This is a genomic window from Streptomyces sp. NRRL F-5727 (genome assembly GCF_000719555.1).
Classification (GTDB): domain Bacteria; phylum Actinomycetota; class Actinomycetes; order Streptomycetales; family Streptomycetaceae; genus Streptomyces.
Map to the genome: position 1 here is coordinate 70314 of NZ_JOGX01000032.1, position 19782 is coordinate 90095.

Annotated in this window: 22 protein-coding genes and 1 pseudogene; 14 read left to right on the forward strand and 9 right to left on the reverse strand. The window is 73.3% G+C overall.

The features are described 5' to 3' along the window. Positions 1–27: 27 nt before the first annotated feature. The gene (locus IF73_RS0122065) at positions 28–1353 is read left to right on the forward strand and encodes a PAS domain-containing protein (RefSeq protein WP_031010748.1); all 1326 of its coding nucleotides are present in this window, start codon (positions 28–30) and stop codon (positions 1351–1353) included. 22 nt (positions 1354–1375) lie between these two features. Here IF73_RS0122065 and IF73_RS0122070 read toward each other — a convergent pair whose 3' ends face one another. After that, positions 1376–2131, reverse strand: coding sequence for an SIS domain-containing protein (locus IF73_RS0122070; protein WP_031010749.1), 756 nt, complete (start codon positions 2129–2131; stop codon positions 1376–1378). Positions 2132–2315: 184 nt separating this feature from the next. On the opposite strand from IF73_RS0122070, the gene IF73_RS0122075 reads away from it, so the two are divergent. Beyond that, positions 2316–3005 (forward strand): metal-dependent transcriptional regulator, encoded by a 690-nt coding sequence (locus IF73_RS0122075; protein ID WP_031010751.1) that lies wholly within the window; start codon positions 2316–2318, stop codon positions 3003–3005. Between the two features lie 96 nt (positions 3006–3101). On the opposite strand, the gene IF73_RS0122080 is transcribed toward IF73_RS0122075, so the two are convergent. Further along, complete coding sequence (locus tag IF73_RS0122080) at positions 3102–3875, reverse strand: hypothetical protein (RefSeq protein WP_031010754.1); 774 nt, start codon at positions 3873–3875, stop codon at positions 3102–3104. A gap of 509 nt (positions 3876–4384) precedes the next feature. Between IF73_RS0122080 and IF73_RS0122085 the strand changes: the two genes are divergently transcribed. The 6 genes and pseudogenes from IF73_RS0122085 (at position 4385) to IF73_RS42145 (ending at position 8222) form a co-directional block, all read left to right on the forward strand. After that, positions 4385–5455: an alpha/beta fold hydrolase gene (locus IF73_RS0122085; protein ID WP_031010756.1), complete on the forward strand. Its 1071-nt coding sequence runs from the start codon at positions 4385–4387 to the stop codon at positions 5453–5455. An 86-nt stretch (positions 5456–5541) separates the two neighbouring features. Next, positions 5542–5895: a hypothetical protein gene (locus IF73_RS0122090; protein ID WP_031010758.1), complete on the forward strand. Its 354-nt coding sequence runs from the start codon at positions 5542–5544 to the stop codon at positions 5893–5895. 130 nt (positions 5896–6025) lie between these two features. Further along, on the forward strand, positions 6026–6772 hold the full coding sequence (locus IF73_RS38785; protein WP_051717132.1) for a peptidase inhibitor family I36 protein: 747 nt from the start codon (positions 6026–6028) through the stop codon (positions 6770–6772). Further along, positions 6769–7122: an FG-GAP repeat domain-containing protein gene (locus IF73_RS42135; protein WP_051717134.1), complete on the forward strand. Its 354-nt coding sequence runs from the start codon at positions 6769–6771 to the stop codon at positions 7120–7122. The genes IF73_RS38785 and IF73_RS42135 overlap by 4 nt, the downstream gene beginning before the upstream one ends. A 103-nt stretch (positions 7123–7225) precedes the next feature. After that, positions 7226–7438, forward strand: a pseudogene (locus IF73_RS42140) (peptidase inhibitor family I36 protein); the annotation flags it as partial. A gap of 433 nt (positions 7439–7871) precedes the next feature. Next, positions 7872–8222 (forward strand): FG-GAP repeat domain-containing protein, encoded by a 351-nt coding sequence (locus IF73_RS42145; RefSeq protein ID WP_051717137.1) that lies wholly within the window; start codon positions 7872–7874, stop codon positions 8220–8222. Positions 8223–8292: 70 nt separating this feature from the next. Here IF73_RS42145 and IF73_RS0122105 read toward each other — a convergent pair whose 3' ends face one another. Next, positions 8293–8469 (reverse strand): DUF397 domain-containing protein, encoded by a 177-nt coding sequence (locus IF73_RS0122105; RefSeq protein WP_031010760.1) that lies wholly within the window; start codon positions 8467–8469, stop codon positions 8293–8295. Next, positions 8466–9284, reverse strand: a complete 819-nt coding sequence (locus IF73_RS0122110) for a helix-turn-helix domain-containing protein (RefSeq protein WP_234338305.1) — start codon at positions 9282–9284, stop codon at positions 8466–8468. Before IF73_RS0122110 ends, IF73_RS0122105 begins: the two co-directional genes overlap by 4 nt. Positions 9285–9366: 82 nt before the next feature. Between IF73_RS0122110 and IF73_RS0122115 the strand changes: the two genes are divergently transcribed. The 4 genes from IF73_RS0122115 to IF73_RS0122130 all read left to right on the forward strand — a co-directional run bounded on the left by IF73_RS0122115 (position 9367) and on the right by IF73_RS0122130 (position 12128). Then, positions 9367–9777, forward strand: coding sequence for a hypothetical protein (locus tag IF73_RS0122115; RefSeq protein ID WP_031010764.1), 411 nt, complete (start codon positions 9367–9369; stop codon positions 9775–9777). Positions 9778–9898: 121 nt separating this feature from the next. Beyond that, positions 9899–10975, forward strand: a complete 1077-nt coding sequence (locus IF73_RS41125) for a hypothetical protein (RefSeq protein WP_063833465.1) — start codon at positions 9899–9901, stop codon at positions 10973–10975. Positions 10976–11028: 53 nt separating this feature from the next. Beyond that, positions 11029–11664 carry a DUF6058 family natural product biosynthesis protein gene (locus tag IF73_RS0122125; protein WP_420706576.1) on the forward strand — a complete coding sequence of 212 codons (636 nt, stop codon included), beginning with the start codon at positions 11029–11031 and terminating at the stop codon, positions 11662–11664. After that, positions 11661–12128, forward strand: coding sequence for a glutaredoxin domain-containing protein (locus tag IF73_RS0122130; RefSeq protein WP_037880013.1), 468 nt, complete (start codon positions 11661–11663; stop codon positions 12126–12128). The genes IF73_RS0122125 and IF73_RS0122130 overlap by 4 nt, the downstream gene beginning before the upstream one ends. Here the strand turns inward: IF73_RS0122130 and IF73_RS0122135 are convergent. Together IF73_RS0122135 and IF73_RS0122140 are read right to left on the reverse strand one after the other, a co-directional pair. After that, positions 12091–12480, reverse strand: coding sequence for a hypothetical protein (locus tag IF73_RS0122135; RefSeq protein WP_031010773.1), 390 nt, complete (start codon positions 12478–12480; stop codon positions 12091–12093). The two genes, IF73_RS0122130 and IF73_RS0122135, sit on opposite strands and share 38 nt — an antisense overlap. Before the next feature lie 35 nt (positions 12481–12515). Further along, positions 12516–13523 (reverse strand): hypothetical protein, encoded by a 1008-nt coding sequence (locus tag IF73_RS0122140; protein ID WP_031010775.1) that lies wholly within the window; start codon positions 13521–13523, stop codon positions 12516–12518. Positions 13524–13665: 142 nt separating this feature from the next. On the opposite strand from IF73_RS0122140, the gene IF73_RS0122145 reads away from it, so the two are divergent. Further along, positions 13666–14037, forward strand: a complete 372-nt coding sequence (locus IF73_RS0122145) for a hypothetical protein (protein ID WP_031010777.1) — start codon at positions 13666–13668, stop codon at positions 14035–14037. Between the two features lie 134 nt (positions 14038–14171). Continuing rightward, positions 14172–16370, forward strand: coding sequence for an FG-GAP repeat domain-containing protein (locus IF73_RS0122150; RefSeq protein WP_037880017.1), 2199 nt, complete (start codon positions 14172–14174; stop codon positions 16368–16370). Between the two features lie 53 nt (positions 16371–16423). Here IF73_RS0122150 and IF73_RS0122155 read toward each other — a convergent pair whose 3' ends face one another. The 3 genes from IF73_RS0122155 to IF73_RS0122165 all read right to left on the reverse strand — a co-directional run bounded on the left by IF73_RS0122155 (position 16424) and on the right by IF73_RS0122165 (position 19664). Beyond that, entirely contained in the window at positions 16424–18034 is a 1611-nt protein-coding gene (locus tag IF73_RS0122155) for a hypothetical protein (protein WP_031010782.1), read from the reverse strand. Beyond that, positions 18031–18888: an ABC transporter ATP-binding protein gene (locus IF73_RS0122160; protein ID WP_031010784.1), complete on the reverse strand. Its 858-nt coding sequence runs from the start codon at positions 18886–18888 to the stop codon at positions 18031–18033. Before IF73_RS0122160 ends, IF73_RS0122155 begins: the two co-directional genes overlap by 4 nt. A 95-nt stretch (positions 18889–18983) precedes the next feature. Further along, the gene (locus IF73_RS0122165; RefSeq protein ID WP_031010786.1) at positions 18984–19664 is read right to left on the reverse strand and encodes a bifunctional DNA primase/polymerase; all 681 of its coding nucleotides are present in this window, start codon (positions 19662–19664) and stop codon (positions 18984–18986) included. Positions 19665–19782 lie beyond the last annotated feature (118 nt).

Here is a 19782-nt window from a genome sequence, read left to right on the forward strand (position 1 = left end):
CAGGGGGGTTACCGGGGGGAGTTCCAGGTGAGTGCCTTCACGGGGTCCGCGCGGGACACCGCTTCCGTGCCGGGAGCGGGTGGGGATCTGCTGGCCGCGCTGCTGGACGGGATGGACGCGGCGCTGTGCGCGCTGGACGCGGGCGGGACGGTCACGCACTGGAACCGCGAGGCCGAGCGGATCCTCGGGTGGCCGGCGGCGGAGGCCGTCGGGCGGCGCGGGTTCGACGGCTGGGCGGCGCGCAGCGCGGACGCGGAGGAGACGCTCGCCCGGGTGATGGGGGCGATGCGGACGCCGGGCCGGCAGGTGCACGAGCTGGCGCTGCTCCGCAAGGACGGCGGCCGGGTGCTGGTGCGCAGTCAGTCGGCGGGGGTGCGGGACGCCGACGGGCGGCCGGCGGGCGTGTACTGCGCGTTCAGCGAGGTGCACGTGCAGATCGACCTGGAGCGGTCGATCGCGCTGAGCGAGGCGCTGTTCGACGACGCGCCCTGGGGGGTCGTGCTGATCGACGCCGATCTGCGTCCGGCGGTCGTCAACGGCTACGCGGCCCGGGCCATCGGCACCGGCCGTACGACGCTCCTGGGACGCCCGCTGGGCGACGTCGTGGCCGGGGGAGTGGAGGAGCTGGAGGGCGCGCTCCAGCACGTGCTGGCGGAGGGCGGCCCGCCGGCGCCGGCGGACCTGTGGGTGACGCTGGCGGCGGCCCCGGGGTCCGGGGAGCGGCGGCGGTGCTGGCGGAGCGGGTTCGTGCGGCTGGCGTCGCCGATGACGGAGGAGCCGGTGCCGCTGGGGGTGGCCTGGGTCTTCCAGGACGTGACGGCGGAGCGGCTCGCCGCGCGGGAGGCGGACCGGACCCGGTTCCGCTGGAGCCAGCTGCACCGGGCGGGCGTGGCGGCGGCGGAGTACGCGGATCCGGCGGAGGCGGTGGCGGTGCTGCTGGACTTCGCGCTGGCCGGGTTCGCCGACCACGGTCTGGTGGACCGGGTGGCGGGCGACCGGCGGCTGACGCGGGCGGTGGCGTCCCCGGCGGGCGCCCCGGACGCGGACGGCCTCCGCGGCGTCTTCCCGCAACGGTACGGCCCCGAGCATCCGGCGCTCCAGGCGTGGGACCGGGCGGGTTCGGTGCGGGTGAGCGCGGGCCGGGACGCGGCGGAGTGGGCGGCGGAGCGCCACTGGCCGGCGGACGCGGCGCACGCGCTGTGCACGGCGCTGCGGTCCCGGGGCCGTACGGTCGGCGTCCTCACCTTTCTGCGGACGGCCGCGCGGGGCGGTTTCGACCGGCAGGACGCGCTCTACGCGGAGACGGTGGCGGCCCGGGTGGCGGCGGCACTGGACGTACCGCCGCTCGCCTGAGGGGCGCCCACGCGCGCGTGGCTCAGTGCCGGTAGAAGATCCGGTCCTTGTACTCGCTCATCACGCGCCCGTTCCACTCGTGCCCGCCGTCGACGTTCCCCGAGCGCAGCAGCGGCGGCTCGATCCCGCGCCGGACCAGTTCCTCGGCGGCGGCCGCCATGGTGGCCTGCATCAGGGCGCTGGTGACGACGGTGGAGGCGGGGGCGAAGGGCGCCTCGATGCCCTCGTGGGTCAGTTCCGCGTCGCCGACGGCGATCCTGGAGTCGAGGACGATGTCGCAGTGGTCCTTGAGGTACGTCCCCGAGACGTGCCGGGACTTCGTCTCGGTCGCGTACGCCACCGAGGTGACGCCGACGACGGTGAGGCCGAGCGCGCGGGCGTTCATGGCCATCTCCACGGGCAGCGCGTTGCGGCCGGACAGGGAGATGATGAAGAGGACGTCGCCGGCGGAGGCGGGCGAGGAGTCGAGGACGGCTCCGGCGAGCCCGTCGACGCGTTCCAGGGCGGAGCCGAGCGTCGCCGGCATGACGTCGACGCCGACGACGCCGGGGACGGCCAGCAGGTTCATCAGGGCGAAGCCGCCGGCCCGGTAGACGACGTCCTGGGCGGGGAGCGAGGAGTGCCCGGCACCGAAGGCGAAGAGCCGGTTGCCGCTCGCGACGGCCTCGGCGACGGCGGCTCCGGCGGCGGCGATCTCGGCGGAGTCCCCGTCGCGCACCTCCTGAAGCAGCCCGATCGCGGCGTCGAAGAACTGTCCGGCCAGCTTGCTCTCGCCCATGTGAGGAAGCTCCTTCTCGTCGAGGTCGCCGATCACGGTGCGGTCTGGACCATTGGTCTGTCAATACCGCCTCCGCCGCCCCGGTGTCCCCAGTTCTCCCGCTCCGGGGCGGGGGCCGCCCGGTTGTCGGCCGGATGCGCAAGAATTGGTGCAGGGCCAGCGCACGACTCATCGAGGGGCACGAATGTCCGGACTGATCGACACCACGGAGATGTATCTCCGCACCATCCTGGAGCTGGAAGAGGAAGGTGTGGTCCCGATGCGTGCCCGGATCGCCGAGCGGCTCGACCAGAGCGGCCCGACGGTGAGCCAGACGGTCGCCCGCATGGAGCGGGACGGCCTGGTCGCCGTGGCGAGCGACCGCCACCTGGAGCTGACCGAGGAGGGCCGCCGGCTGGCGACCCGCGTGATGCGCAAGCACCGGCTCGCCGAGTGCCTGCTCGTCGACGTGATCGGCCTGGAGTGGGAGCAGGTCCACGCGGAGGCGTGCCGCTGGGAGCACGTGATGAGCGAGGCCGTGGAGCGCCGCGTGCTGGAGCTGCTGCGCCACCCGACGGAGTCGCCGTACGGCAACCCGATCCCGGGCCTGGAGGAGCTGGGCGAGAAGGCCGAGGCCGAGTCCTTCCTCGACGACTCGATGGTGTCGCTGGCGGACCTGGACGCGAGCGGCGGCAAGACGGTGGTCGTCCGCCGCATCGGCGAGCCGATCCAGACGGACGCCCAGCTCATGTACACGCTGCGGCGGGCGGGCGTGCAGCCCGGCTCGGTCGTGTCCGTGTCGGAGTCGGCGGGCGGCGTGCTGGTCGGCAGCAGCGGCGAGGCGGCGGAGCTGGACGCGGAGGTCGCGGCGCACGTGTTCGTCGCGAAGCGCTGACAGCCGCGAGCACGGGGGGCCGGGGGCGCGTGAGCGCACCGCCGGCCCCCTTCGTCATACGCAGGGCGTCATGCGTCGGGCGTGATACGCGGGGTGTCATACGTAGGGCGCGAGCGCGCCCCACAGGCCGAGCGCGAGGATCGCGCCGGCGGTCAGCAGGCCGAGGGCGTGCTTGACCACGGACACGTAGCCGGGCTCGACGGCGGCGTGACGCGTCGACGGGGCCTCGGGGTCGTACACGACGTGGATCTCGTGCGTGGCCCGGCCGGAACCGTAGCTGGTGGTCAGCTCGTTGCCGCTGGCGTCGGTGAACTTGTAGTAGCTCGCCTTCTTGCCGTTGGGGTAGTACGCGCGCGTGGCGACGACGCTGATGCCCCGGCGGGCGAGCAGCACCCGGTCCCGGGCGCTGGAGGCGGCGCCGAGGACGCCGAGACCGCCGAAGAGCACGCCGAGGACCGCGCCGAACGCGGCCATGCCCATCTCCGGGCCGTGCGCGGCGCCGGTCCACCAGACGTACGCCACGTACGCGCCGAGGAAGCCGAGGACACCCAGCCAGACCGCCCACACGGGGATCGAGTCCCGGCCCTCCTCGGTGGTGAGGAGGGCGCTGCCGGCGGGGTCGCGCTGCTTGGGCAGGGCCTCGGTCACGGCGGTGCGGAAGGCGGTCGCGGAGTACGTGTTGCCCTCGGGGAGCGGGCGGCTGACGCCGTCGGTGAGGACGAGGACGAGCGAGGTCGCGCCGGTCTGGCGCACCTCGTCGACGGCGGCGAGCGGCACGGTCGTGACGACCCGGTCGCGCTCGATCGTGAGGTGACCGTCCCTCAGGATCGCGATGTGGTCGCCTTTGGCGAGGACTTGGGGACTGCGCATGAAAGGGTCGACCACCGGGACGCGGGAGGGGTTGTAGGGCCGGTGGTCACGAATGCGCCACGGTCGGGCGACGGATCCGCAGTGCGCCCCGTTTACGCCGGAATCGCCCCCGCGCGTGCGCTCGGCGTGCCAGGCTGGAACGAGCTGCGTGCGCTGCGTGAGGTGCGGAAGGGTGGGGCCATGCGACGGACAGGGGCCGTACGCCGACTGCCGCGCGTCCCGGTGGCTGCCCCCGGCGGGGTGTCCCGGACGACAGAGGGCCCCGGCGCCGGGTGGCGCCGGGGCCTGTCCTCCCCTGTTCCGACCTGGAGCCCCGAGCTCTCAAGGTCGGTTCCCTCGGACCGTTTTCCCCGAGCGGTCCGCCTCCCGTTGGAGATCTCCCCTCGGTCGCGCGCGCCAATCCTTGAGCCCCGTCACTCGAACGAGGGGTGTTGCGCGGCAGAAGCGCATTTTCGAATGTGGGTTCGATAGTCTGGCGGGGTTCGACGGGAAAGAGGGGGTGCCAGATCATGGCGCGACGACTCGACGTCACCGGAGCCGACGGCATCCGGCTGGCGGCCTGGGACTACACGGCCGTCTCGGCCCTCACGGCCACCACGGCGGAGGGCGGCGGCACGGCCGCCGGCCCGGAGGCCAGGGCAGGCGCGGGCCCAGCCGGTGCGCGCCCGGCCGGCCCGCGCCCAACCGGTCCGCGCCCGGCCGGTGCCACCGCCGTGAGCATCGCCCGCCAGCCCTCGGGCCCGGAGGACCGCCCCGCCCCCGCCGTACCCCCCGTGCCCGCCGAACCGGCCGAGGCCCTCGCCGCGCCCACCGGCGCCCCGGTCTTACTGCTCCACGGCCTGATGGGCCACGCGGGCCACTGGGCCCCCGCCGCCGGCCTCCTGACCGGTGGGCACCGCACCATCGCGCTCGACCAGCGCGGCCACGGGGCGAGCGAGAAGCCGCCCGGCGGGCCGTTCACGCGCGAGGCGTACGTGGCGGACGCGGCGGCCGTCATCGAGCGGCTCGGACTCGGCCCCGTCTCCCTCGTCGGCCACTCCATGGGCGCCCTGACGGCCTGGCAGCTCGCCGCCGAGCGCCCGGACCTGGTCCGCGCCCTGGTCATCTGCGACATGCGGGCCTCGGCGCTCGGCGCGGCCTCGCAGCGCGCCTGGCAGGACTGGTTCCGGGGCTGGCCGGCGCCCTTCCCGAGCCTGGACGCGGTGCACCGCTGGTTCGGCGCGGACGACCCGTGGGTGGAGACGCCGAACCCGGCGCGGGGCGCGTTCTTCGCCGAGGTGATGACCGAGCGCGCGGACGGCTGGCACCCCGTCTTCGACCCCGCCCAGATGCTGACCTCCCGCGAGACCTGGGTCCACGACGCCCACTGGGACTCGCTCGCCCAGGTCCGCTGCCCCACCCTCGTCGTCCGCGGCCTCGACGGCGAACTGGGCCGCGCCGAGGCCCAGGAGATGGTCCGCGTCCTCCCGCACGGCGCCTACGCGGAGATCCCCGACGCCGGCCACCTCCTCCACTACACCCACCCGGAAGCCTGGGCGGAAGCGGTGGGCCCGTTCCTCACCGGCGTCCTGACTCCGTGACCCGTGACCCGTGACCCGTGCCCCGTGACCTGTTGCCCCCCTGACCGCCCGACCGACTGTCGTACCCCCGCCCTACGCTCCCCCTCATGAGCGTCTCCGTGTACTACACCGCGCGCCGCCCGGCCCCCCTGACCCCGGCCGAGGCGGCTGCCGTCGAGCGCGTCACCGCCGCGCACCTGGCGGCGTTCCCGTACGACGACGAGGAGGGCCTCTACCTGTACGGGGACCCCGGGCCCGAGCCGGACGCGCTCCTGGCCGGCTCGACGAAACTGCCCCGCGACCCCGACCGCCTCCTCCCGGTGCTGATCCACGTCCTGGACTCGGTCACGGAGCTGCGCCGGGCCCTGGCGGGGGCGGAGTGGCACGTGCACGTGGACGATCAGGACGTGCCGTGGGAGGAGCCGGAGGGGTACGGCTTCCCCGGCATGCGCGAGCTCTGACGAGGCCCGCCCCGCCGACGGCACCCCACCGGAAGACTCCCGTCAGGCACCCTGTACCTTCCTCCCACGGCGCGTCGAGAAGGAGAGCCCCAAGGCTCGGCTCCGCGCCGCATCTGGAGGGAACCCGTACATGTCTCTGCTCTCCCGGCTGAACCGCCGCCGCCCGGCGGCCCGGTCCGAGGCGCGCACCCAGGCCACCCGGCCGGCCGCGCTCGGCCTCGCCGTGCTCACCGCGCTCACCGCCTTCACCACCCTCGGCCCGGCCGCCACCCCGGCCCAGGCGGACCCCGAGGACTGCCCCCGGGGCTACTTCTGCGCCTGGAAGACCGACCACGCCACGGGCGAGATGCTCAAGCTCACCCAGAGCGCGTCGACCCTCGGCGCCTGGGACAACCAGATCAACGCGGTCTCCAACCGCACCAACCAGTACGTGTGCGGGTACGACGAGCCCGGCTACACGACCTCGTACTGGAGCGTCGGTGTGCGGGAGCCCGACCCGGGCGGCACCGAGTGGGGCTACATGGGGATGCGCTCGCTCAGCTCGCTGAAGTTCGTCCTCACCGGGCGCGAGTGCTACGGCCCCGCCTACACGACGTGGCACGCCGAGCCCAACCCCGCCGGGCCGTCCCGCTTCGGCAACCTGAACGGCGACGACGAGGCGGACCTCCTGGCCCGCGACAAGGCCGGCCGCCTCTGGTTCCTCCCCGGGAACGGCACCGGCAAGCTGGTCGGCGGCGGCTGGGGCGCGATGAACGCCCTCACCCGGCACGGCGACTTCTCCGCCGACGGCAAGGAGGACGTGATCGCCCGCGAGGCGTCCACCGGCAAGCTGTCGGCGCCCGCAAGCAGATCGGCGCGGGCGGCTGGAACAGCATGAACGCCCTCACCGCCCTCGGCGACGTCACCGGCGACGGCAAGGCCGACCTCGTCGCCCGCGAGCCCGCCACCGGCAAGCTGTGGCTCTACCCCGGCCGGACCGGCGCCCTCGGCTCCCGCACCCTGATCGGCGGCGGCTGGAACGCGATGGCCCAGCTCGTCGGCGTGGGCGACCACGGCCTCGACGGCAGCAACGACCTCATCGCCCTCACCAACAACACCTTCCGCAGCACCTCGTGCTCCTACCAGGGCTGCCTGATGGTCTACGGCGGCAAGGACAACGGCACCTTCGCCCCGGGCAGCTGGGACGGCCAGGACCGGTCCTGGAACGACATGAGCACCGTCTTCTGACCCCCCTCGGGCATGTACCCCGCCCCCGGCGGGGTACATTTCCGCCCTACGGCGCGTCGAGCGGGCAGGGCCCGGCTCCGCGCCGCGTCACGGAGGAAAACGAATGCGCATATCTCTGCGCCGGCGCGTGGCCACGGCGGTCACGGCGCTCGGCCTCACCACGCTCGGCGTCCTCGGCGCGGGCGCGCCCGCCCAGGCGGCGCCGGCCGACTGCCCAGTGGGCTACTTCTGCGGGTGGAAGACGGACGACGCCACCGGCACCATGTACAAGACGAACGTCAGCGCCGCGACGCTCGGCACCTGGGACAACCAGTTCCGCACGGTCTCCAACCGGACCACAAAGTTCGCGTGCCTCCACGACGACGCGAACTACGGCTACGACGGCGGCCTCGGCTCCGTCGCCCCCAACCCCTCGGGCACCGAGTGGGGCGGCCCCGGCAGCAACAGCGTCAGCTCCGTCCGCCTGGTCGCCACCGAGCGCGAGTGCGGCGGCTGGGAGCCCTACCCCTACTGGTACGCGAACCCGCAGGCCACCGCGCCCGCCTTCGGCGACCTGAACGGCGACAAGTCGTCCGACGTCCTCTCCCGCGACCGGTCCGGCCGCCTCTGGTTCCTCCCCGGCAACGGCACCGGCAAGCTGCTCGGTGGCGGCTGGGGCGCGATGAACGCCCTCACCCGGCACGGCGACTTCTCCGCCGACGGCAAGGAGGACGTGATCGCCCGCGAGGCGTCCACCGGCAAGCTGCGCCATGAACGCGCTCGTCGGCTTCGGCGACATGACCAAGGACGGCAAGGCCGACCTCCTCGCCCGCGAGGCGTCCACCGGCAGGCTGTGGCTGTACCCCGGCAAGACGGACGGCGTCGCCACCCGCGTCCTCATCGGCAGCGGCTGGCACACCATGGCCGGCTTCCTCGCGGTCGGCGACAGCACCGGCGACGGCTACCCCGACCTGAACGCCGTCACCAACAGCCGCTTCACCTCGGCGGACCAGGGCAACGGCGACGGCCTCCTGGTCAGGTACGACGGCCGCGCCACCAACGGCTTCCAGCCGGGCGTCGTGGACGACGCGTCCTGGCTCGACCTGAACGGCCAGTTCTGACCTGACCGCAGATACGCGAAGGGCCTCCGTCCCGGCCAGGGGCGGAGGCCCTTTCGTCGTACCCGTGGCCCTACTTGACCTGGTCGAGGAACGCGCCCCAGGCGGCGGGGGAGACGGAGAGGGAGGGGAGGTCGGTGTCCTTGGAGTCACGGACGTGCACAGAGTGCACACAGGAGGCGACCTCGACGCATTCGCCGCCCTGGCCGCTGCTGTAGCTGCTCTTGAACCAGTTGAGGTCGGTGCTCATAGCTCTCGTGCCACCTGTTCGATGAGTTGGACGGAATCCTCCGGCGTGAAAGCCTGCGCCCGCAGCGTGCTGTAGCGAGCGAAGCAGTTACCCACGTCCGGCTGCTCGGAGAGAATGTAACTGCTCCCCTGACCCTCGACATATACCAGTTGACCTCGGCGTCCCTCGGTCTCAAGGAGGACGAAGGGGCCGCTGAGGCCAGCGTGAATCTCGCGGTTTTCGTCCATAATCTGGAGCTCCACGTTGGGCAGGTGCGCGAGCTCCAGAATGTGCAGCAGGTTCTTCCGCAGGACATCCCGCCCCCCGAGGGGGCGAGTGATGGCGACCTTCTCCAGCACGAAGGTCGCCATGGGGGCCGGCTTTCGGTAGAGCACCCGCTGGCGAGCGATGCGGGCCGCGACGCCCGGCTCGATTTCATCGTCGTCCAAGGGCGGCCGCTCCGAGACGAAGGAAGCCCGCGCGTAGTCCGCGGTTTGCAGCAGTCCAGGGAGCATGTGGTTGTAGTACATGTGTATGCCGACCGCCCTGGACTCCTCGTCCAAGTAGTCCTCGAACCACGGTGCGACGCCACTCGCCGCGACCTCCTCCGCCAGCTTCAGCAGTGCACCTTGTGCACCCAGCAGCGGATCCACGATCGGGACGAACTCTCCCTTCGGGTGCCGCAGTCCTCGCTCGATCATCGCCACCTGGGACTTGGAGTATCCGGTCTCTCTGCCCACCGCCTCCTGTGAGTACTTGGCCCGCTCGCGGTAGAACCGCAGCATCATCCCGAAGGTCTTCGCGGCTCCCGCGCCCTGCTTGGGCTCCTTGTTCACACCCCGCCTCCCCGAGTGCACAGTCCTGCACAACATCACGTTGCCCCTGGTCACAGGACAGCACGCTCGGGAAGCTGGCGTCATGAATCCGAGCAAGTCGCTTGACATCAAGCCCTCCTGGGTCCCCGACTGCGGCCACGCCCTCCGGCTCGCAGGCGTGCACTTCGACGCCGTGCGGATCCCCGGCGTCCTGGGGGAGGAGGTGGCGTACCACCTCATGGAGTTCACGGACTTCCAGGCGGGGCCGATCGTGCGGGAGGCGGCCCGGGGGCGGAACCTCTACTTCCTGCTGGCGCCGGGTACGGCCTCGGGGTTCGCGTGGCCGGCTCCGGTGCGGGCGCTGGGCGGGGGCCGTGGGGGCGAGTCGTACGTGGGGATCCCGGCGCTCGACGGGACGACGTGGCCGCTGGGCTGGAGGTCGCTCCCGACGCTCGAAGATCCGTTCGTGGAGGGAGAGTTGTTGCATCGGACGGTGGAATATGCGCTACGGTGACGCCGACATCACGCTCCGTGAAGGGAGCGGCCCCCGGGGGTGCGCCAACACCATCCGAGGGCCTTCACTACCAGTGGATACACGAGGTCCACCAGAAATGCTCCGGCATGCTATCGCGCCCTTGTCGGCGTACACGAAGGTCTCGCACAGTGTCGTCCGGAATCCGCGGCTGACCAGCGACGCGAAAGTCCTCCTCGTCTACCTCCAGGGACTCCCGGAGAGTGCGGCCACCGGCAAGCCCCTCGGTGAGCACGCCGCTGACCTGGGCATGAAGCCCCGGGCGTACCAGAAGGCGAAGGAATCGCTCACCACGTGTGGACATCTGCACGAGTGGCGATGGCAGGACGGTCAGGGATTCTGGAAGACCACCCAGCTCGTCACGAACGTCAGCCTCACGCGTGAAGAGGCGAGGGCGGTACGGGACGGCGACCGGTCACCGACTGTGCCCGATCCGGCGGTCGGTGGGCCAGGCACCCCGGAGACCGGTTGCTCCTCCAAAGATGAAGACGGGGAGAAGACCAACCCCCCACCCCCCAGCGGCCCCGCACCTTCGACGGAACCGGAACCGGAGCCGGAACCGGAGCCGGAGCCGGAACCGGAGCCGGAGCCGGAGGGCCGTGAGGCGCCCGAGGCCCCGCCGCAGGAGCAGCCGCAGGGGCAAGGCGCGAGCGATCCCGCGCTCGTCCGCGCCGAACGCCTCCTCCTCACGCTCCACCACGCCGACCGCGATCTGCGCCTCGGCGTCCGTGAGGCGCGCGGGCTCGCCGCGATCGCTGCGGAGTGGCTGCGGCGAGGCGTCTCGGTGGCCGACCTCCGGCACGCCCTGACGGCGCATCTGCCGCGCACCGGCGTCCGTTCGGCCGTCGGGTTCCTCCGGCACCGGCTGACGGAGAAGCTTCCGCCGGAGCCGGTGGAGGCCCCGCTCGGTGGGGCCCCCGCCGCGGCGGCCGGTCCGGTGGTGACCTGCCAGGGGCCGGGCGACAGGCCCCACGCCTTCCGGCCGGTCGCGGACGAGACGCTCTGCGGGCCCTGCCGCCGCGAGGCCGCCCTGCGGGCCGATCCGCCCGCCCGGCGCCCGGAGGACCGCCCCGCCCGTCCGGACTGGCGTGACCTGGTCGCCGGGGTGTTCGCGGAGCGGCCGGGGCTCTCCTGGGCCGCCCTCGACCGTTCGGCGGGCGCCGAACCGTCCGGCGCCTAGCGTGCGGAGTGTCGCGCGGGACGGTCCCGCGCGCCTGACGCAGGGAGGCCCCGATGCCGGACAACGTGCCCGAGAGCGACCTGAGGCGGCGCGTCGCCGCGCGGTTCCGCGAGGTGAACGGCGACCACCCGATGACCGCCGCCGACGACGCGTACGTCAGCGCGCAGTTCGTCCCGCTGGACGAGCTGTGCGCCGCCGGGGGGCGTGAGGCCGACGACGTCCGGAGGCTGATGCTGGCGCGGCGGCTGCCGCTCCCGGGGTACCTGCGGTCCGACGGCGCGGAGATGGTGCCGCGCGACCTGTTCGCCCTCGCCGAGCGGGCCGGAGGGGTGGACCTCCTCGAAGGCTGGTTCGTCGCGCACTGGGACGACGAGCCCACCGGGCGGGCGGAGTGGGACGCGTACCTCAGCGGCCAGTACGTCTGCCTGCACGCGGTCACCCCGGAGACGATCCGGCGCAAGGAGTACCTGACCGGCGCCATCGGCGCGGCGGAGAACGCCCCGGACGCCGGTACGGCCGGCTGGACCGAGCGGCTGCACGCGCTCGTCGACGAACTCGACGCCCTGGAACCGGCGTTCACCGCCTACGACCGCCTCCGCTTCGGCGGCCCGACGTCCCGGGACACCTGCGTCGACGCGGTGCGGGCCCGCCACCCGCGCAGTGGGACGGCGGCTAGCCTGGCCGGGTGATACGCGCCTGGACCCCGCCCGCGATGTTCGCGCTCGTCGGCGTGCTGCTCGCCGCGGCCTCGTTCGCCCGCGGCGACTCCGGTACGGGAGCCGTGCTCCTGGTGCTCTTCCTCGCCCTGGCGGGTGCCAACTCGCCGCTGGTGTTCCCTCGTTCGCTCACCTCGGCCGAGGCCGTGCGCCGCAGCGCGGCGGACGGGCGGCCCGTCGTCTACTGGCGGCCGGGCTGCCAGTACTGCGTGCGGCTCCGAGTGCGCCTCGGAAGGCGGGCCCGGCGGGCCCACTGGGTGAACATCTGGCGGGACCCGGAGGCCGCGGCGGCGGTACGCGCCGTGAACGACGGCAACGAGACGGTCCCCACCGTCCTCCTGGCCGGCCGCCCCCACACCAACCCCGACCCGGCCTGGCTCCGCGACCGGATCGACGGCCTCAGCCCGCCTCGTGATCCGGGTGGTCCGGCACGCTGACCCCGTACGCCGGGAAGGCGCCGGTCAGCATCGCGTACGCCTCGGCGGAGAGCCGGTCCCGCTTCCAGATCGCCTGCGCGGCCGTCGTCGTCCGGGAGATCGCCGAGCGCAGCCCGCCGCCCGGCCGGGCGGCCCGCAGCTCCTCGGCGCGCGGGTGGAAGGAGTCACGGACCAGCTTGTCCAGGGCCGAGAAGCGCGCCGCGTCGAACTTCGGCACCACGGCGTGGTCGAAGGCCCCGGAGGCGACCGCCACGGCCGTGGCGTGCCGGATCTCCTGGAGGGCGGTCAGCGGCAGACGGGAGGCGGCGGCGACGAAGGCTGCCACGTCGGGCGGGACCGGGGAGGACGGCATGCCCGCAGGCTCTCACGGACGCTGCGGGCCGCGCCTCAGCGGGCGTACGGGTTGTCCGGGACCGGGCCCGGCTGTGTCGGGAGCGGCGGGTACCCCGGCGGGTGCGGCGGCTCGGAGGACGCGGGGGTCCTGCGGAGGCGGGCGAGGTCGGCGAAGATGAAGAGCACCGCGACCCCGCACAGGATCGTCGACTGCGTCGAGAAGCCGACGTTCTTCAGGTTGAGGAGCGTCTGGAGGGCGCCGGCGAAGAGCGAGCCGACCGCCACGTCGAGGACCGTGCCCTCGCCGGTCCGCAGGCTGCACCCGCCGGCGGTCAGACCGAGCAGGCACACGATCATGAACTCCCGGCTCAGCCCGGCCTGCGTCGTCGTCCCGATCCGCGCCGTGAACGCGAACCCGGCCACCGCCGCCAGCAGGAACGCCGGCAGGAACAGCAGCACCGTCACCCGCAGCCAGCCCGGCTCAGGCACCGCGAGCCGCCGCTCCTGGCGGGGCAGGTACCAGGCCACGAGCAGGAAGAGCGCCACCCCGATCAGGAACAGGCCGGGGATCCGCGCCCCGTTGTAGTCCAGCGCCGCCAGCCAGGACGCCCGCACCAGCACCGTGCCCTCGGGCGCGATGTCGCCGACCAGCGTCTCGGCGCCGATCAGCAGCGCGACCGCCGAGAACAGGGCGTGCCCCGTCTGCGCGTTCAGCGACAGGAAGCCGCTGAGGAAGGCGAACGGCACCGCCGCCAGGAGCGCGAGCAGCATCCCGAACAGCATGCCGCCGTTGTCGGAGGCGTTCACGCCGAGGATCACCGCGCCCAGGCCGGCCACACCGATCGTGGCCGGCTCGATCCGCTTGCTGCGCAGCAGCAGCAACTGCGACAGGGCCAGCACGCCGGGGACCACCGAGACCGAGGCGATCGTCCTCAGCATCCGGTCCGCCGAGGACGTCGACGCCTCGCCCACGCACACCACCACGAGCGCGACCGTCGCCGCCCCGATCAGCCCCAGCCACCACCCCTGCCCCCGCCGCACCGCGGACCCGCCGTCCGTCACGCCAGCCCCTCCCGTACACCCGTCCCCAACGCCAAGTGCCCATCCTGGCCCATCCCTTGGCGCCCGCCACCCGCCTTCCGGAAACTCGCCCGCGGGGAAATCCCCTGGCCGCCGCCCGGCCCGCCCCGATACGTTCCCCGCCATGACCAGCCCCGGCACCAGCCCCCAGCCCCGGCCGACGACGACCCTCTGGCGCCCCACCGGCCCCGAGGAGCTCGCCCTGGTCCGCGCGCTGGACTGGCGCGCCTGGCCGCCCCGACTGCCCGAGCAGCCGATCTTCTACCCCGTCCTGAACGAGGACTACGCGATCCGCATCGCCCGCGACTGGAACGTGAAGCACAGCGGCGCCGGCTACGTCACCCGCTTCGAGGTCGACTCCGCCTTCCTCGCCCGCTACCCCGTCCAGCAGGCCGGCGGCCGCACCATCCTGGAGCTGTGGGTCCCCGCCGAGGACCTGGACGAGTTCAACGCCCACATCGTCGGCCCGATCACCGTCACCCACGAGTTCCGCTGACCCGCCGGACTCGGTGGGCGGAAAGATCGACAGGGTCGTACAACCTTTCGGTCGGCCGTGGGTCTCATGGGGTGGCAGGAGCATGACGCGTCTGCCGCGAAGGCCGAGTCCTGCCACCCCAGGAGGAACAGCACGTGCTTCCGTCCCGCCCGCACCACCGTCGTCTCGCCGCCGCCGTCGGCATCGTCCTCGCCGCGACCGCCGGCGCGGGCCTGCTGACCGTGCCCGCGCACGCCGCGCCCGCCGCGGCCGTCGCCGCGAGCACCGCCGAGGCACCCCTGACGTTCCCCGAGCGGGCCGAACTGGCCGGCGTCGGCAACACCCACTTCCTCACCCGCGATCCGGAGACCGGAACGTCCACGGTGCGGTCGTACAAGGACGGAACCGGGCAGGGCTACGACGGCCGCGTCGACCTGCGGTCCACCCGGACCGACGACTACGTGGTCCACGTCGGCCACTACTCCGTGGAACAGCGGAACGTCGACGCGAGCAGCCCGCTGCAGGTCCCCCTGGGGGTGACGCAGACCGGCACCGTCGTCTACGCCGGATCCGCCGCCGACGCCGTCTTCACCTCCGTCGAGACCGAGACGGGCACGGTGCTGCGCAAGCACACCGCCGCGGGCACCTCCGTCGTGACCGGCTTCCCCGAGGGCGCGATCTGGATGAGCGTCGCCCCCGCGACGCACGACCACGCCCTCGTCACCTTCACCGACCGCACCGGGGCGAAGTGGGGCCTGCTCGACCTCGCCACCGGCACCGTGGGCGACATTCACGCCCGTACGGCCGGGGCGGCGAACGGCGACGTGGCGGTCTCCGAGACCCACGTGGCCTGGACCGAGGGCGAGGGGACCGTCAACCCGAAGCTCTTCGTCCTCGACCGCGCCACGGACCAGGTGCGGGAGATCCCGCTCCCGGACAGGCAGTCGGACCGGCTCCAGATCGGGCTGCTCGCCGGCTGGGTGGTGTACGGCGAGGCCGGCGGCCTCGCCTCGGGCACCACGAACCCGCTGCATGCCGTCACCGCGTACAGCCTGACCGACCCCGCCGCGGCCCCGGTGAAGCTGCTCGACCACCTCACCTCCTCCGTCGCCGCCCCGGACGGCAGCCTCTACGTGCGCGGCGGTCTCGTCGGCCAGGGCGAGGGCATGTACCGGATCGCGGACACCGGCGGCGCGAAGCCGGAGGTCACCCTGGTGGCCACGACCGGCGAGCCCACCGAGGTCGTGATCGGTTCCGGCGGCCTGCCCGCGACGGTCGACCTCGACAAGAACGGCGGGAAGCTCTCCTTCGCCTGGGACTTCTCCCGGACCAGCGTCGACATCAAGGTCACGCTGCGGCACGTCCGCACCGGCAAGACCAGCCAGATGTACGAGACCCACCCCGCCGGTACCACCGTCCCGTTCACGTGGGACGGCACCGTCGGCAGCTCCTACGAGGGCGCCCCCAACGGCGCCTACACCTGGCAGGTCGAGGCCAAGCCGCTCAACGGCATCGGCCCCACCGCGACCAAGACGGGCGGCTTCACCGTCACCCGCGCCGTCCGGCCGCACGACTTCAACGACAACGCCGGCCTCGACCTGCTGAGCCGTGACACGTCCGGCCGCCTCTGGCGCCAGGACTCCCACTACAGCCCCTACGCCAACAACGGGCAGATCATCGACGTGGACGCGCCCGTGTCCGTCGGCACCGGCTGGCAGGTCTACGACCGGATCGAGGCCGTCGGCAACCTCGCGGGCTCGCCGGTCGGCGACCTCCTCGCCCGCGACCGGGACGGCGTCCTCTGGCTCTACCAGGGCAACGGCACCGGAGGCTTCGCCACCCGCGTCCGGGTCGGCGGCGGCTGGCAGACCTACGACAAGATCACCGGCGGGTCCGACCTCACCGGCGACGGCCGCGCCGACGTCCTCGCCACCGACCGCACCGGCGTCCTGTGGCTGTACAAGTCCACCGGGAACGCCACCGCGCCCTTCGCCACCCGCCAGCGGATCGGCGCCGGCTGGGCCGGCTACACCAAGCTCGCCGCCACCGGGAACATCGGCGGCGCCGCCCCCGGCGACCTCGTCGCCCGCGACAAGGACGGCGTCCTGTGGCTGTACCTCGGCAAGGGCGACGGCACCTTCGCGCCGCGCGCCCGCGTCGGCAGCGGGTGGAACGCGTACACCCACATCGTCGCCGTCGGCGACTCCACCGGGGACGGGCGCGCGGACCTGGTCGGCCTCAGCCCCGACGGCAACTGGCTGTACAAGGGAACCGGGAGCTGGAGCGCCCCCTTCAAGGGCCGTGAACTCATGGGCCAGACCATCCCGGTGAACGCCTCGCAGCTCGTCTTCTGACGGCACCGGGGGGCCTTCCGGCGCGCACCCGCGCCGGAAGGACCACCCGGGGCTCAGCCCTTGCTGACCGCCGTCAGGATCTCCGGCAGTCGCTTCACCATCCGCCCCGACATGAGCTTCAGGGCGCCCCAGGTCAGCAGGGCGCCGTAGGTGACGCCCAGCGGCAGCAGCAGCCACAGCAGGGCGTGCTGGTCGCTGACGCGCAGCCACACCAGCAGGGCGATCAGCGGGGCGCACAGCAGCGGGCCGCCGAACATGCCGCCGAAGATCGCGGCGACCGCCATGCCGCCCTGGCCCGGCGCCACGTTGCGGCGCGAGTCCTGGGGGATCGAGTACGGGTACCGCACCGAGGCGACCACACCCAGCGCCAGCATCGCGCCGAGCAGCGCGAACGCGAGCCCGAAGACCTCCGGGAGCTGCGACCAGCCGCCCGTGACCAGCGCCGTGCCCACGGCGACGACCACCGTGAACGGGACGGTGATCGCGATCATCACGTACGCCCGGTCCCGCAGCTCCGCGTACGCGTCCGCCGGCGACGCGATGGTCTGCGCGACCATCCAGAACGCCGACGAGTCCTGCCCGAACTGGTTGAACATCTGCACGCCCAGCATCCCCGAGGCGAAGCACGCCCAGTAGACCGAACCGGCCTCCTGGAAGGCGTTGAACATCGGCACGAGCGCGCCGATCGCCAGCGCCGACACCCACGCGGCCTTCGTCTTCGGATCCCGCCAGATGTAGCGGAAGCAGCGCTCCATGACCGCGCCGGTACGCCCCCCGGGCAGCAGCCGCGCGGCAAGCCCGCGGCCCCGCGCCGGGTCCCGTACCGTGTCCGGCGCCGCGCCGACCGTCGAACCGTCCGGCTCGACCATCAGCCGCACCAGGCTCCGCCGCCACCACCACAGCAGCACCACCAGCAGCACCAGCGACGGCACCAGCCGCGCCACGGCGAGCGCGAGGTCACCGTCCGCCGCCGACCGCACCGCCGCCACCGCGGAGGCCGGCGGCAGCCAGCCCACCACCGATGCCACCGTGTCCAGCGCCGACAGGTCCTTCGCCCGGCCCAGCGCCTGCGCGCCGAAGTTGACCGCCTGGATGCCCAGCGCGATCACCAGACCGCTCAGCAGCGCCATGTCCCGCCCCTTGCGGGAGGTCAGCAGCCGTACGTTGGCCGTCGCGATCGCCCGCGACAGGGCCACGCACACCAGCAGCACCAGCGGCACCGCGAGGACGGCGAACACCGTCGCCGCCGCCCCGTGCGCCACGGCGGCGACCGCCCCGACCGCCAGGCAGAGGGTGAACAGCGGCCCGATCCCCACCAGGGACGCCACCAGCAGCGCCCGCACCAGCGGCTGCGGCCGCAGCGGCAGCATCACCAGACGCGACGGGTCCAGCGTCTCGTCCCCGCTCGGCAGGAACAGCGGCATCACCGCCCAGCCCAGCGCGAACACCCCGACCGTGAGCACCGACACCGCCCCGGCCGCCTCGTGCCCCCGCAGCAGCAGGAAGCCCAGCACCATGAAGGCGGCGATCAGCAGCACCACCACCAGGGAGGTGACGAACGCGGCCGTGCGCCCGCCCGACTGGCGCAGCCCGTTGCGCATCAGCGACAGCTTCAGCCGGACGAAGACCGGCGTGAGCGACGGCTCGGCGGTCGTCGCCGTCATCGGCGGTCACCCTGGGCGCCGCCGCCCAGCCAGTCCAGCGAATCGCCCGCCGCGGCCCGGCCGTTCGCGCCCACCAGCTCCAGGAACGCCTCCTGGAGGGTGGCCGCGTCGCCCTTCACCTCCGCCAGCGGACCCTGGGCCCGGATCCGGCCGCCGGCCATCACCGCGACCCAGTCGCACAGCGACTCCACCAGCTCCATCACATGGCTGGAGAAGACGACCGTCGCGCCGGAGGTCGTGTACCGCTCCAGGACGCCCCGGATGGTCTGCGCCGACACCGGGTCGACGCCCTCGAAGGGCTCGTCCAGGAAGAGCACGTCCGGGTTGTGGAGCAGCGCCGCCGCCAGACCGATCTTCTTCCGCATGCCGGTCGAGTAGTCGACGACCAGCTTGTGCTGCGAACCGGCCAGGTCCAGCACGTCGAGGAGCTGGGTGGCCCGCTTGTCGACCTCCGCACCGGGCAGCCCCCGCAGCCGCCCGCTGTACGCGAGGAGTTCACGGCCCGAGAGCCGCTCGAAGAGCCGCAGCCCCTCCGGCAGGATGCCGATCCTCGCCTTCACCTCCGCGACCGACTCGGGGTCGCGCCACACGTCGTGGCCGGCCACCCGGATCCGGCCGGAGTCCGGCCGCAGCAGGCCGGTGATCATGGAGAGGGTGGTGGTCTTGCCGGCGCCGTTCGGCCCGACGAGCCCGATGAACCTCCCCGCCGGCAGCACCAGATCGATCCCGTTCACGGCGATCTGCTGGCCGAACCGTTTCCACACCCCCTCCACCTGCACCGCGGGCGCCGCACCGGATGATTCCGGTGCGGCGCCCGTCGGTTCGAACGTTCCGTCAGATGCCTGGTCGGGCATGGTCCGTCAACCCTTCGGTTGTCCCCGTACGGCGCTGGTCACGCCATGTCGGCCACCCTAAAGGGCGACTCGGGGAAAACCCCAGGTCAGTCAGGTCACGGACGGCGGGCCCGCGATTCGGCCGCCTCGCGCCCGCACGCGTACGCGAGCGCGCTGATCAGCTCCTCCGCGTCCGGCAGCCAGCGGTTGGCCGGCGTGGGCCGCCGCGCCCACTGGACCGCGCCCCGGCCGCCGACCCGGGTGGGCGGCGCCGCCACGTAGTGGCCCTCCCCGCGGGTGGCGAGGTCGAGCGAGGCCGGCGCCCAGCCCAGCTTGCGGATCAGGTCCGGGACCTTCGCGGAGGCGCCGGGCAGCACGAAGAAGAACATCCGGCGGTCCGGGGTGCAGGTCACCGGGCCCAGCGTCAGCTCCATGCGTTCCATGCGCGCGAGCGCGAGGAAACCGGCCGCCTCGGGCACCTCGATCGCGTCGAAGGTGCGGCCGGTGGGGAGGAGGATCGACGACTTCGGCTGCTTCGACCACATGCGGCGGGCGCCGACCGCGCTCCCGGTCGCCAGCGTCGCCCAGTCGGGTTTCACGGCGTGGGCACCCGGCAGCGGGCAGTCGGCGGTGCCGCAGGAGCAGTGCTCCCGGCCGTCGACGGCTTCCAGCCAGGTCCCCGGGAACACGTCCCAGTGGCGCTCTTCCGCGTACCGCACGGCGCTGTCGAGCAGCTGCTCGCCCCGCTGCTTGGGGATCTGCGCGGCTTCCGTCGTGACTCCGATGGTCTCATCCACGGTGAAGACAACTGCCCCCGTCACCTGGGGTTACGGGCGCGGCGGCGCCGGGGGTGAGGCATCGATCCTGCATGCGGGGCGCATGGGTGCACGCGCGGGGGCGCGCGGGGGACCGGGG

Excerpts from the sequence above, each read along its gene's own strand:
- IF73_RS0122070 (WP_031010749.1), bottom strand. The coding sequence starts at position 2,131 with ATGGGCGAGAGCAAGCTGGCCGGACAGTTCTTCGACGCCGCGATCGGG.
- IF73_RS0122075 (WP_031010751.1), top strand. The coding sequence starts at position 2,316 with ATGTCCGGACTGATCGACACCACGGAGATGTATCTCCGCACCATCCTG.
- IF73_RS0122080 (WP_031010754.1), bottom strand. The coding sequence starts at position 3,875 with ATGCGCAGTCCCCAAGTCCTCGCCAAAGGCGACCACATCGCGATCCTG.
- IF73_RS0122085 (WP_031010756.1), top strand. The coding sequence starts at position 4,385 with ATGGCGCGACGACTCGACGTCACCGGAGCCGACGGCATCCGGCTGGCG.
- IF73_RS0122090 (WP_031010758.1), top strand. The coding sequence starts at position 5,542 with ATGAGCGTCTCCGTGTACTACACCGCGCGCCGCCCGGCCCCCCTGACC.
- IF73_RS38785 (WP_051717132.1), top strand. The coding sequence starts at position 6,026 with ATGTCTCTGCTCTCCCGGCTGAACCGCCGCCGCCCGGCGGCCCGGTCC.
- IF73_RS42135 (WP_051717134.1), top strand. The coding sequence starts at position 6,769 with ATGAACGCCCTCACCGCCCTCGGCGACGTCACCGGCGACGGCAAGGCC.
- IF73_RS42145 (WP_051717137.1), top strand. The coding sequence starts at position 7,872 with ATGAACGCGCTCGTCGGCTTCGGCGACATGACCAAGGACGGCAAGGCC.
- IF73_RS0122105 (WP_031010760.1), bottom strand. The coding sequence starts at position 8,469 with ATGAGCACCGACCTCAACTGGTTCAAGAGCAGCTACAGCAGCGGCCAG.
- IF73_RS0122115 (WP_031010764.1), top strand. The coding sequence starts at position 9,367 with ATGAATCCGAGCAAGTCGCTTGACATCAAGCCCTCCTGGGTCCCCGAC.
- IF73_RS0122125 (WP_420706576.1), top strand. The coding sequence starts at position 11,029 with ATGCCGGACAACGTGCCCGAGAGCGACCTGAGGCGGCGCGTCGCCGCG.
- IF73_RS0122135 (WP_031010773.1), bottom strand. The coding sequence starts at position 12,480 with ATGCCGTCCTCCCCGGTCCCGCCCGACGTGGCAGCCTTCGTCGCCGCC.
- IF73_RS0122145 (WP_031010777.1), top strand. The coding sequence starts at position 13,666 with ATGACCAGCCCCGGCACCAGCCCCCAGCCCCGGCCGACGACGACCCTC.
- IF73_RS0122155 (WP_031010782.1), bottom strand. The coding sequence starts at position 18,034 with ATGACGGCGACGACCGCCGAGCCGTCGCTCACGCCGGTCTTCGTCCGG.
- IF73_RS0122160 (WP_031010784.1), bottom strand. The coding sequence starts at position 18,888 with ATGCCCGACCAGGCATCTGACGGAACGTTCGAACCGACGGGCGCCGCA.